Below are 12,124 nucleotides of genomic sequence, written 5' to 3'. Positions count from 1 at the left end.
GCACGAAGCCCGCAGGAGCTTGACGGCTCAGCGCGGTACTAGGTCCAGGCACACCGAGTTGATGCAGTAACGCAAACCGGTCGGTGGCGGTCCGTCCGGGAACACGTGGCCCAGGTGCGCATCGCACTTGGCGCAGGTGACTTCGGTGCGGATCATGCCGTGGCTGACGTCCCGGATCTCGACCATGGCCTGCTCGGCGATCGGCTCGTAGAAGCTGGGCCAGCCGCAGCCGGAGTCAAACTTGGCCCTGGAATCGAACAGCGGCTCATTGCAGCAGATGCAGTGGTAGACGCCGTCGGTCTTGGTGCCGTTGTACTTGCCGCTGAACGGTCGCTCGGTGCCTTTGAGGCGGCACACGTTGTACTGCTCCGGGTCGAGCATGGCTTTCCATTCTTCAACGGTTTTCTGCAACTTTTCCATCGGTACACCTCGGCAACTGAAAAAGCCTGATCTGTGTCTTTTCCATGGATCAGGCGGCACGTATGATTGCGCCTCTTCAAAGCGCCAGTCTGGCACCCGCGTTACCGGCATTCAAACGTATTTATGGGTCAGGCCAACGCAGGATTCTCAGCACGGTAGTCTTCACACCGTCTGGATCGTTCATTTTCAGGATCACATCGCCATGCAGGTCAGCAAATCGAACAAGCTCGCCAACGTCTGCTACGACATTCGCGGCCCGGTGCTCAAGCACGCCAAACGCCTGGAAGAGGAAGGCCATCGCATCCTCAAGCTGAACATTGGCAACCCGGCACCCTTTGGTTTCGAAGCGCCGGACGAAATCCTCCAGGACGTGATCCGCAACCTGCCTACCGCCCAGGGCTACAGCGACTCCAAAGGCCTGTTCAGCGCGCGCAAGGCCGTCATGCAGTACTACCAGCAGAAGCAGGTTGAAGGTGTCGGCATCGAAGACATCTACCTGGGCAACGGCGTGTCCGAGCTGATCGTCATGTCCATGCAGGCCCTGCTCAACAACGGCGACGAAGTGCTGGTTCCGGCTCCCGACTACCCGCTGTGGACCGCCGCCGTAACCCTGGCCGGTGGCCATCCGGTGCATTACCTGTGTGACGAAGGCGCCGACTGGTTCCCGGACCTGGCCGACATCAAGGCCAAGATCACCCCGAACACCAAGGCCCTGGTGATCATCAACCCGAACAACCCCACCGGCGCCGTCTACTCCAGGGAAGTGTTGCTGGGCATGCTCGAACTCGCGCGCCAGCACAACCTGGTGGTGTTTTCCGATGAGATCTACGACAAGATTCTCTACGACGACGCCGTGCACATCTGCACCGCCTCCCTGGCGCCGGACCTGTTGTGCCTGACCTTCAACGGGCTGTCTAAATCCTACCGGGTGGCGGGCTTCCGTTCCGGCTGGATCGCCATTTCCGGCCCCAAGCACAATGCCCAGAGCTACATCGAGGGCATCGACATGCTGGCCAACATGCGCCTGTGTGCCAACGTGCCGAGCCAGCACGCCATCCAGACCGCACTGGGCGGCTACCAGAGCATCAACGACCTGGTGCTGCCACAAGGCCGCCTGCTGGAGCAGCGCAACCGCACCTGGGAACTGCTGAACGCGATTCCCGGCGTCAGTTGCGTCAAGCCGATGGGGGCGCTGTATGCGTTCCCGCGGATCGACCCGAAAGTGTGCCCGATCCTCAACGACGAGAAGTTCGTGCTCGACCTGCTGCTGTCGGAAAAGCTGCTGGTGGTCCAGGGTACGGCGTTCAACTGGCCGTGGCCGGATCACTTCCGGGTGGTCACCCTGCCGCGGGTGGATGACCTGGAGATGGCCATCGGTCGCATCGGCAACTTCCTGAAGTCCTATCGCCAGTAATGGGCATTGCGCTGTGCGGCCCACCCGTGGTCGTACAGCGATTATCTGGCAACACTTCTCTGCCCTGCGCGGGCGGTATCGCCTTTTACACCTGCCGGCTCCACCCTTGCTCGGGCATCACCCTATAATTACAGGGCTGCAAGGTAATGGGGCGAGGCTGCCGAGCCACACCAGGCCTCGGAAATTCCCTTCAAGGCTCTACATTCAGGCTGTAGGACACAGTTTGAAATAGTCCCCCGGTTGAATAGCCCCATGCCGCACCTTATATACCCCGCAGTACGCGACATATTAAGCATGAGGAGAATTCTACAACCATGATGCGCATTCTGCTGTTCTTGGCCACTAACCTGGCGGTCGTGCTGATTGCCAGCATCACGCTGAGCCTTTTCGGCTTCAATGGGATCATGGCGGCCAACGGGGTTGATCTGAACCTCAATCAGCTGCTGATCTTCTGTGCGGTCTTTGGTTTTGCCGGGTCGATTTTCTCGCTGTTCATCTCCAAGTGGATGGCGAAGATGAGCACCAGCACCCAGATCATTACCCAGCCACGCACCCGTCATGAGCAATGGCTGCTGCAGACCGTCGAGCAACTGTCCCGCGAAGCCGGGATCAAGATGCCTGAAGTCGGGATCTTCCCGGCCTATGAAGCGAACGCCTTTGCTACCGGCTGGAACAAGAACGACGCCCTTGTGGCCGTCAGCCAGGGCTTGCTGGAGCGGTTCTCGCCCGACGAAATCAAGGCGGTGCTGGCCCACGAGATCGGCCACGTGGCCAACGGTGACATGGTCACCCTGGCGCTGGTCCAGGGCGTGGTGAACACCTTCGTGATGTTCTTCGCGCGGATCATCGGCAACTTCGTCGACAAGGTGATCTTCAAGAACGAACAGGGCCAGGGCATGGCCTACTACGTGGCGACCATCTTCGCCGAACTGGTACTGGGCTTCCTCGCCAGCTCGATCGTGATGTGGTTCTCGCGCAAACGGGAATTCCGCGCAGACGAAGCCGGCGCACGCCTGGCCGGTACCGGCGCGATGATCAGCGCCCTGCAGCACCTGCGCTCCGAACAGGGCTTGCCGGTGCACATGCCGAACACCCTGACCGCCTTTGGCATCAACGGTGGCATCAAGCAGGGCATGGCTCGCCTGTTCATGAGCCACCCGCCACTGGAAGAGCGAATTGACGCACTGCGTCGTCGCGGCTGATAGCGACAAGAAGAAGGGGCGATTCAATCGCCCCTTTTTTGTGGGCGCTCTTCAGCGCCTGGCCAACCGGTACACCCGCTCGTCCAGGCGCGTGACGCCGCCCTGAACAAACTTCCAGCTGTCCCCCAGGATGTCCTGCTCCTGCAGCACATCCAGGCTCCACCGGCCGCCCAGGAGCAATTGCACTTCCTCATCGCTCACCGCGAACGGCGGGCCGGCCTTTTGCGATTGTTCATAGTCGAGGGTGATCAACAGGCCACGACTGCCTCCCGCCAGAATCCCATTCAAGTGCGCCGCATACTGCTCGCGCATCAACGGTGGCAGGGCAATCAGCGCCGCCCGGTCGTAAAGCGCTGTGCAACCAACCACGGCCCCGGCATCCAGGGCGAAGAAATCCCCGCACCACAGCTCGATGGAACCCGCCTGGAAAACTTTGAAAGCGCCGCGCTGGCTGACCTGCGGCATCAGCTCCTGCTCGCTGAAAAACTCTTCAACGGCCTTTTCCGACAACTCGACCCCGATCACCCGATGCCCGATGCTCGCCAGCCACACCAGGTCCAGGCTCTTGCCGCACAACGGCACCAGCACCTGCGCCCCGTTCGCCACGCCCAGGCCGGGCCAGTGACGCAGCAGGCAAGGATTCACTTCGGGCAAGTGGAAACCCGTCTGATTGCGCGCCCAACGCTCATGCCAAAATCCAGGCTCCATGATTTATCCTAAAACTTGATCAAATAGCGCTAAAACTTATATTAGATTTAGATCAATGATCTGATTGAAGATGGTCCCATCTTAACCCTCAGGACCCTACTCATGCTGCCCAGCCTGTTTATCTCCCACGGTTCGCCCATGCTTGCCCTGCAACCCGGTGCCAGTGGCCCGGCACTCAAGCGCCTGGCGGCCGAGCTGCCACGCCCCAAGGCCATTGTGGTGGTCTCGGCGCACTGGGAAAGCCAGGGGCTGCTCGTGACTGGCAGCGCCGCACCAGAGACCTGGCACGACTTTGGCGGCTTCCCACGGGAACTGTTCGCGGTGCAGTACCCGGCCCCCGGTGACCCGCAGTTGGCCGCCCAAATCGTGCAGCTCCTCAAGGCTGACGGCCTGGAAGCGCGCATTGATGATCAGCGCCCCTTCGACCACGGCACCTGGGTGCCCCTGTCGCTGATGTACCCGGCGGCCGATATCCCGGTGGTGCAGGTATCGCTGCCAAGCCGCATGGGCCCTGCCCTGCAAACCCGTGTCGGCCACGCACTGGCGAGCCTGCGGGAACAGGGCGTGCTGCTGATCGGCTCCGGCAGCATTACCCACAACCTCGGCGAACTGGACTGGCAGGCCGGGCCGGAGAGCATCGAGCCTTGGGCGCGGGATTTTCGCGATTGGATGGTCAGCAAACTGGCAGCCAACGATGAAGCCGCGCTGCACGACTATCGTCGCCAGGCACCTCATGCCGTGCGCAGCCACCCCAGCGACGAGCATTTGCTGCCGCTGTATTTCGCCCGGGGCGCCGGCGGTGAATTCAGCGCAGCCCACCAAGGCTTTACCATGGGTGCGCTGGGCATGGACATCTACCGTTTCGCCTGATTGCAGGCAAAAAAATCCCCGAACCAGTCGGGGATTTTTTATGTTCGATCAATCAGCCCAAGGGCGGATCAATCTTCGCGGTAGCGACGCAGCTTCAACTGCTTACCGGCAACGCGGGTGTCCTTCAGCTTGGTCAGGAGTTTCTCCAGGCCATCTTCCGGCAGCTCCACCAGGGAGAAGCTGTCACGCACCTGGATGCGACCGATTGCTTCACGTGCCAGGCCACCCTCGTTGAGGATAGCGCCCAGCAGGTTCTTGGCAGCGATGCCATCACGCGCGCCCAGCGCGGTACGGCAGCGAGCACGGCCTTCAGCCAATGGAACCGGAGCACGACGCTCACGATCACCACGGTCCGGACGGTCGCCAGTACGCTCTGGACGATCACCGCGCGGAGCGTTGTTCGGCACCAGTGGACGTTCTTTCTCGATGGCAGCCAGGGTCAGGGCCTGACCGTTGGTCGCCTTGCGCAGCAGGGCTGCAGCCAGGGCACGCGGGGTGCAACCGATATCGGCAGTCAGGCGGTCCAGCAGGTCGCCGTGGGTCGATTCAGCATCAGCCACTAGTGGCGACAGGCTGTTGGTCAGTTTCTTGATGCGCGCATCGAGAACGGCCTGGGCATCCGGCAGGCGGACTTCGGCAACTTTCTGACCGGTTACACGCTCGATCACTTGCAGCATGCGGCGCTCACGTGGAGTCACCAGCAACAATGCACGACCTTCGCGACCAGCACGGCCGGTACGGCCGATACGGTGAACGTAGGACTCTGGATCGTAAGGCATGTCAACGTTGAACACGTGGGTGATACGTGGAACGTCGAGGCCACGGGCAGCAACGTCGGTCGCCACAACGATGTCCAGACGGCCATCCTTGAGGGAGTCGATCACGCGCTCACGCTGGTTCTGGGCAATGTCACCGTTCAGCGCAGCGGCTTTGTAGCCTTTGGCTTCCAGGGCGCTGGCCAGGTCCAGGGTCGCTTGCTTGGTGCGCACGAACATGATCAGGGCGTCGAAGTCTTCGACTTCCAGCAGGCTCAATACAGCCGAGGTCTTCTGGTCAGCGTGAACCAACAGGTGAGCCTGTTCGATCGCGGTAACGGTCTGAGTCTTGGTCTGGATCTTCACGTGTTGCGGATCGCGCAGATGGCGTTCGGCAATGGCACGGATCGACTGTGGCAGGGTAGCCGAGAACAGTACGGTCTGACGGGTTGCTGGCAGTGCCTTGAAGATGACTTCCAGGTCGTCCATGAAGCCCAGCTTGAGCATTTCGTCAGCTTCGTCCAGAACCAGGTGGTTCACGGTCGACAGCACTTTTTCGTCGCGACGCAGGTGGTCGCACAGACGGCCCGGAGTGGCGACAACGATCTGTGCGCCGTTACGGATTGCTTTCAGTTGTGGGCCCATAGGCGCGCCGCCGTAAACGGCCACAACGGTAACGCCCGGCATTTGCTTGGCGTAGGTTTCGAAAGCGGTTGCTACTTGCAGCGCCAACTCACGGGTTGGCGCCAGGATCAGGGCTTGCGGCTCGCGCTTGGCAGGATCGATGCAGTGCAGGATTGGCAGGGCGAACGCGGCGGTTTTACCGGTACCGGTTTGCGCTTGGCCAATCATGTCTTGGCCGGCCATGATGATCGGGATCGATTGCTGCTGAATAGCCGAAGGTTCTTCGTAGCCAGTCGCGATGACGGCAGCAAGAATGTTCGGGTTAAGATTAAAAGCGGCGAAGCCGCCGGTTTCCTGGGTCATGGGTCTGCCTCTAAGTGCATCCGCAAAGACCCATGCTCCAAAGCTGCGCATGCCGTGTTGAGACTCAAGAGTCGCCCTGGCTGCTTTGTCGGCGGGGATTTGCGAAAACGAATGAATGAAAAAGATTCGTCAAGGAAGAGTCCGCTGTGCGGACGTGCAGCCGAAGCTGACTTCGGGGAATTGCGCTACCTAAACGCGGCCCGGTTAAAGGCCGGCGCGCACTATACCGGAAATCGCTGAAAAAGGGAGCTTTTTTTATCGCAAACCGCAGGTAAACGCCTCTGCATCAAAGGCTTTGCGCATCCAGGCAGCAGGGTCTATTTTTCAAAGGCCCGGCCCTGTTGGTCATGACGCTTAAACGGTTCACCCTTAACAGCGGGCCCTTCGGTCCGAAACCTCCCTTTGCGCCCGAGGGCACACCCCATGAACCAAGCCACCAACAGCCGCGTCAGCCGTGAACAGCAGGGTCATATCCTGTTGCTGGGGCTGGATCGCGTGGCCAAGCGCAATGCGTTCGACCTGGAATTGCTCAATGATTTGAGCCTGGCGTATGGCGAATTTGATCGCAATGAGCAAGCGCGGGTGGCCATTGTCTTCGGGCATGGCGATCACTTTACCGCCGGATTGGACCTGGCCAATGTGGGGCCCACGATGGCACAAGGCTGGCAACCGCCGTTGGGTGGTTGTGATCCGTGGGGCGTTTTCGCGGGGCCCCGGGTCAGTAAGCCGGTGATTGTTGCGGCTCAGGGGTACTGCCTGACCATTGGTATCGAGTTGATGTTGGCGGCGGATATCAATCTGTGTGCCAGCAATACCCGGTTTGCGCAGATGGAAGTGCAGCGCGGGATTTTTCCTTTTGGGGGCGCGACGTTGCGCTTTCATCAGATCGCGGGGTGGGGGAATGCCATGCGTTGGTTGCTCACGGGGGATGAGTTTGATGCCCATGAAGCGCTGCGGTTGGGGTTGGTGCAGGAGGTGATGGCCAGCGAGGATTTGTTGCCCCGGGCGGTGGCGCTGGCAAACCGCATTGCCCAGCAGGCGCCGCTGGGGGTGCAGGCCACGCTGATGTCGGCGCGCCAGGCACGGATCGAGGGGGAGACCGCGGCGGCGGCCGGGTTGCCCGTTTTGGTGGAGAAACTGCTGAATAGTGAGGATGCCAAGGAAGGTGTACGGGCGATGATCGAGAAGCGGCCTGGGGTTTTTAAAGGCTGTTGATTGTGGAGGGGGCTTGGGGCGGGGTACATATCCGTTATTTAGGTAACGGCCACTATTGGTTCCGCTCTTACAGCGGCTCACTTTTGAACAGCGCAAAAGTAAGCAAAACGCTCTTGCCCCACCACTCGGCACCTCGCCTAGGCTCGGTGTGCCCTCACTCCGGCTTTGGACCGTGGGCCGCCGTCATGGGCCATCCTTGGCCCAGGACGGCTAACCTGGCGTCCTGCCAGGTTACCCACGCTCCAAAGCCTGCGTTCGGCCAGCGTGGTTTAACGGGGCGCCTAAGATCAAGATCAAAAGCAGATCAAGAGCACAGCGGCCTGAAAGCCGACTTGAGTGTTAAAAGCAAAATCAAAAGCTAAAGCGGGCACGGTGCACTGTAGGAGCTGGCTTGCCGGCGATGGCATCGCCTCGGTGTGTCTGATGTACCGAGGTGTCTGCATCGCCGGCAAGCCAGCTCCTACAGAAAAGCAGCTTTGTTTTCGCTCTGGTCTTTGCTTTTGCTTTTGCTTTTAACACTCAGGTCGGCTTTCAGGCCGCCGTGCTCTTGCTTTTGATTTTGATCTGCGGGCCCCGTCAACCACGATGGCCGCAAGTAGGCACGGTGGAGCGGGTAAATCGGCAAGGATGCCGATTTAGCCGCGCCGGGCCATGGATGGCCCGTCGCGGCGGCCCGCGGAACCGGGCCGGAGTGCGGGCATGCCGAGCCTAGGCGAGGCACCGAGTGGTGGGGCAAAGCGTTTTTTGGTTACTTTTTTAGGCGTTTGTAAAAAAGTGACCCGCTGTAAGAGCGGAACCATAAGCGGCCGTTACCGCAGCAACGGATATGTACACAATCAAAACCCTACGTAGCCGGCCGAATCGCCTTGATCAGCGACTGCAACGAATACCCCAACCGCGACGCCAACCCCTCAGCCCGCGCCGACAACGCCGCCACATCGAGCACCTGATCCAGATCCGCCGGCACCAGCAAAATCACATTCCCCTCCTGCACCGGCAACTCCCAATAATGCCGGTGATACAACCCACGCAACAACGCCGCTCCCAACGGCTTCCCATCATCCGTAGCCCACTGATTAATCACCAACCACCCCCCCGGATTCAGCTTCTTCTGGCAGTTCTCCAAAAACGTCCAGGCCAGATGCCCAACGCCCGGGCCAACATCCGTATACAGGTCGACAAAAATCAGGTCCGCCGACTCAGCCGAAGGCAGCAATTCCAACGCATCCCCAACGCGGATATACAGCCGAGGATCATCATCCAGCCCCAAGTACTCAATGGCCAGACGCGGCACATCAGGCCGCAGTTCGATGGCCTCAACATCTTCCAAAGGCAAAAACTTCAGACAGGCCTGGGTCAACGTCCCAGCGCCCAAGCCCAGGAACAACGCACTCTCCGGCTGCTCATGGCACAACGCCCCAATCAGCATCGCGCGGGTGTAGTCATACTCCAACCAGCTCGGGTCAGCAGTAAACACACAACTCTGCTCGATGGCATCGCCAAACTCGAGAAAGCGGTAATCGGCCACTTCCAGCACGCGGATCATGCCGAAGTCATCATGGACCTCGGCCAGCAGGCGCTCGACGCGCTCCTCAGACATTGCAACTCCTAACGGCGTGCCAACGGGAAAGCCGGGATTGTGGGCGATCCGGCGGCAGCAGGTCACGTACTAATTGCTGATAACATGACGGCCCGACCGCAAATCACTCGAGTTCATGATGAGCCAACCCTGGAGCCCCGACAGCTGGCGCGCCCTGCCGATCCAGCAACAACCCCAGTACCCTGACGCCGCGCATTTGTCGCAGGTCGAGCAAACCCTGGCGAGCTATCCGCCGCTGGTGTTTGCCGGTGAAGCCCGTGAGTTGCGCCGTCAGTTTGCCGAGGTGACCCAGGGTCGCGCCTTCCTGTTGCAAGGCGGCGATTGCGCCGAGAGTTTTGCCGAGTTCTCCGCGGCAAAAATCCGCGACACCTTCAAGGTGCTGCTGCAGATGGCGATTGTGATGACCTTCGCTGCCGGCTGCCCGGTGGTCAAGGTCGGGCGTATGGCGGGCCAGTTCGCCAAGCCGCGCTCTTCCAACGATGAAACCATCGACGGCATCACCCTGCCCGCCTACCGCGGCGATATCGTCAACGGTATCGGCTTCGACGAAAAAAGCCGCGTGCCCGATCCGGACCGCCTGCTGCAGTCCTACCACCAGTCCACCGCCACCCTGAACCTGCTGCGGGCGTTTGCCCAGGGCGGTTTTGCCGACCTGCACCAGGTGCACAAGTGGAACCTGGACTTCATCGCCAACTCCGCCCTGGCCGAGAAGTACAGCCAACTGGCCGACCGCATCGACGAAACCCTGGCCTTCATGCGTGCCTGTGGCATGGACAGCTCGCCGCAACTGCGCGAGACCAGTTTCTTCACCGCCCACGAAGCGCTGCTGCTCAACTACGAACAAGCCTTCGTGCGCCGCGACAGCCTGACCAACGACTATTACGACTGCTCGGCACACATGCTCTGGATCGGTGATCGCACCCGCCAACTGGACGGTGCCCACGTCGAATTCCTGCGCGGGGTGAACAACCCGATCGGGGTCAAGGTCGGCCCGAGCATGAACCCCGACGACCTGATCCGCCTGATCGACATCCTCAACCCGGACAACGACCCGGGCCGCCTCAACCTGATTGCGCGCATGGGTGCCAGCAAGGTCGGCGACCATCTGCCCAACCTGATCCGCGCGGTACAGCGCGAGGGCAAGCAGGTGCTGTGGAGTTCCGACCCGATGCACGGCAACACCATCAAGGCCAGCAGCGGCTACAAGACACGGGACTTCGCGCAGATTCTCAGTGAGGTGAAGGAGTTCTTCCAGGTGCATGAAGCCGAAGGCACTTACGCCGGCGGGATTCATATCGAGATGACCGGGCAGAACGTCACCGAGTGCATCGGTGGCGCACGGCCGATTACCGAAGACGGGTTGTCGGACCGCTACCACACCCACTGCGACCCACGGATGAATGCCGATCAGTCGCTGGAATTGGCATTCCTGATTGCCGAGACGCTAAAACAGGTCAAGCGTTAAAAGCTCTACCCGCAACCGTGCCGCACTGGCCCGCTGGCAATTGAGCTGTATCTGCTCAAGCCCGAGCCAGTCGGCCATCTGCCGCAGATTCAGGGCCAGCGCGCGCATGCCCTCCTCGTCCAGCCCCGGCTCTTCCTCGTGAACGGCGTGCACCGCCAGGCGTCCGGCCGCCCGTTCCGCCCGCAGATCCACGCGCGCGGCGATCCGCTCGTTGTGCAGGAACGGCAGCACGTAGTAGCCATATACCCGCTTGTCCTGAGGCGTGTAGATCTCCAGGCGATAGCGGAAATCGAACAACCGCTCGGTACGGCTGCGCTCCCAGATCAGCGAATCAAAAGGCGATAACAGTGCGCTGGCAGGCACCTTGCGCGGGACTTTCGGCTCGGGCAGGCAATAAGCCGGCTGTTTCCAGCCCTGCACGTCGCAGGTGATCAATTGCCCATCCTCGACCAGCTCCGCCAGGCGCCCACGGCTGTCGGCCGGGTCCAGACGGAAGTAGTCGCGCAGGTCTTTTTCAGTGCCCACCCCCAGCGCCGTGGCGCTGTGCAGCAGCAAACCGCGTTGCGCCTCAGCCTCGTCCAAGGGGGCTTGCTGGAGAATGTCGGCCGGGATCACACGCTCCGGCAGGTCATACAAACGCTCAAAACCCCGCCGCCCGGCGACGGTCACCTGGCCGGCGGCGAACAACCATTCCAGCGCATGCTTTTCATCGCTCCAGTCCCACCACGGGCCGGCGCGCTCCTCGCGGGTCGACAAACTGCCCGCACCCAGGGCGCCTTGTTGTTCGACGATGCCCAGCACCCGGGCGATGGTGGCCTGCTGCTCGCGACCAAAACGCGCCATTTGCTGATAGATCCCCTGCCCCCGGGCCGCCCGTTCCATGCGCCAGCGCATCAATGGGTACAGCGCCATTGGCAACAACGACGCCTCATGGCCCCAATATTCGAACAGCGAGCGGCGCCGCCCCGAACTCCAGGCGGCCTGTTCTAGAATCAACGGAGAGTAATGCCCCAGACGGGAAAACAGCGGCAGGTAGTGCGAACGCACCACCGCATTTACCGAATCAATCTGCAACACGCCCAAACGCTCAACCAGGCGATTGACCTGCGCCGCCTTGATCAACGCCGGCGGCTGGCGCCCGGAAAAACCCTGGGCGGCCAGCGCCAGGCGTCGCGCCTGCTTGAGGGAAAAGGACAGTTCTGCGGGCATGGGCATCTCCTTGTGTGCTCGCGAACCACCCTACTGCATCCCGAGTCATTTTCGCAGCGGGTCTTCCCAAAAATGCCGGCGGCTTTCCTGCTCGACATCGCCACGGTTGAGCCCGATGTCCTTGAGCGCCTCATCGCTCATGCTCATCAACAGCTGACGCTCACGGTGCACGGCCATCCACCGGGAACCCAGTTGAAGCAGCCCGGAAAACGGCCGCTTCGCCATCAGTACAAAGCCTCTTTGACCTTTCATCATCTCGCCCTCCAGTGGGGATGACTG

At 61.0% G+C, this 12,124-nt stretch carries 11 protein-coding genes; 5 read left to right on the top strand and 6 right to left on the bottom strand.

The genetic code is table 11. The features are described 5' to 3' along the window. Positions 1-27: 27 nt before the first annotated feature. Complete coding sequence (msrB, locus tag C0058_RS09625) at positions 28-420, bottom strand: peptide-methionine (R)-S-oxide reductase MsrB (protein WP_003209059.1); 393 nt, start codon at positions 418-420, stop codon at positions 28-30. A gap of 202 nt (positions 421-622) precedes the next feature. Between msrB and C0058_RS09620 the strand changes: the two genes are divergently transcribed. Together C0058_RS09620 and htpX are read left to right on the top strand one after the other, a co-directional pair. Next, entirely contained in the window at positions 623-1,834 is a 1,212-nt protein-coding gene (locus tag C0058_RS09620) for a pyridoxal phosphate-dependent aminotransferase (RefSeq protein WP_003209058.1), read from the top strand. Between the two features lie 314 nt (positions 1,835-2,148). Further along, on the top strand, positions 2,149-3,036 hold the full coding sequence (gene htpX / locus C0058_RS09615) for a protease HtpX (RefSeq protein ID WP_003209055.1): 888 nt from the start codon (positions 2,149-2,151) through the stop codon (positions 3,034-3,036). Between the two features lie 51 nt (positions 3,037-3,087). Here htpX and C0058_RS09610 read toward each other — a convergent pair whose 3' ends face one another. Next, entirely contained in the window at positions 3,088-3,744 is a 657-nt protein-coding gene (locus C0058_RS09610; protein ID WP_102368448.1) for a thiopurine S-methyltransferase, read from the bottom strand. A 102-nt stretch (positions 3,745-3,846) separates the two neighbouring features. Between C0058_RS09610 and C0058_RS09605 the strand changes: the two genes are divergently transcribed. After that, complete coding sequence (locus tag C0058_RS09605) at positions 3,847-4,614, top strand: class III extradiol ring-cleavage dioxygenase (protein WP_102368447.1); 768 nt, start codon at positions 3,847-3,849, stop codon at positions 4,612-4,614. A 68-nt stretch (positions 4,615-4,682) separates the two neighbouring features. On the opposite strand, the gene C0058_RS09600 is transcribed toward C0058_RS09605, so the two are convergent. Next, a complete protein-coding gene (locus C0058_RS09600) occupies positions 4,683-6,356 on the bottom strand; it encodes a DEAD/DEAH box helicase (protein WP_003209050.1) in 1,674 nt (557 codons plus the stop codon). 423 nt (positions 6,357-6,779) lie between these two features. Here C0058_RS09600 and C0058_RS09590 point away from each other — a divergent pair, with 423 nt between their 5' ends. Further along, the gene (locus C0058_RS09590; protein ID WP_102368446.1) at positions 6,780-7,571 is read left to right on the top strand and encodes a crotonase/enoyl-CoA hydratase family protein; all 792 of its coding nucleotides are present in this window, start codon (positions 6,780-6,782) and stop codon (positions 7,569-7,571) included. Between the two features lie 844 nt (positions 7,572-8,415). Here the strand turns inward: C0058_RS09590 and C0058_RS09575 are convergent. Next, positions 8,416-9,171 (bottom strand): spermidine synthase, encoded by a 756-nt coding sequence (locus tag C0058_RS09575; protein ID WP_102368445.1) that lies wholly within the window; start codon positions 9,169-9,171, stop codon positions 8,416-8,418. Between the two features lie 118 nt (positions 9,172-9,289). Here C0058_RS09575 and C0058_RS09570 point away from each other — a divergent pair, with 118 nt between their 5' ends. Then, positions 9,290-10,636, top strand: a complete 1,347-nt coding sequence (locus C0058_RS09570; protein ID WP_102368444.1) for a class II 3-deoxy-7-phosphoheptulonate synthase — start codon at positions 9,290-9,292, stop codon at positions 10,634-10,636. Here C0058_RS09570 and C0058_RS09565 read toward each other — a convergent pair. Together C0058_RS09565 and C0058_RS09560 are read right to left on the bottom strand one after the other, a co-directional pair. After that, on the bottom strand, positions 10,616-11,845 hold the full coding sequence (locus C0058_RS09565) for a winged helix-turn-helix domain-containing protein (protein ID WP_102368443.1): 1,230 nt from the start codon (positions 11,843-11,845) through the stop codon (positions 10,616-10,618). The two genes, C0058_RS09570 and C0058_RS09565, sit on opposite strands and share 21 nt — an antisense overlap. 45 nt (positions 11,846-11,890) lie before the next feature. Next, positions 11,891-12,097, bottom strand: a complete 207-nt coding sequence (locus C0058_RS09560; RefSeq protein ID WP_003218685.1) for a DUF1127 domain-containing protein — start codon at positions 12,095-12,097, stop codon at positions 11,891-11,893. Between the last annotated feature and the right edge of the window lie 27 nt (positions 12,098-12,124).

This window comes from Pseudomonas sp. NC02, assembly GCF_002874965.1.
Taxonomy (GTDB): domain Bacteria; phylum Pseudomonadota; class Gammaproteobacteria; order Pseudomonadales; family Pseudomonadaceae; genus Aquipseudomonas.
The sequence above is the reverse complement of the archived record's forward strand: the minus strand, read 5'-3'. Positions and strand labels throughout refer to the sequence as shown.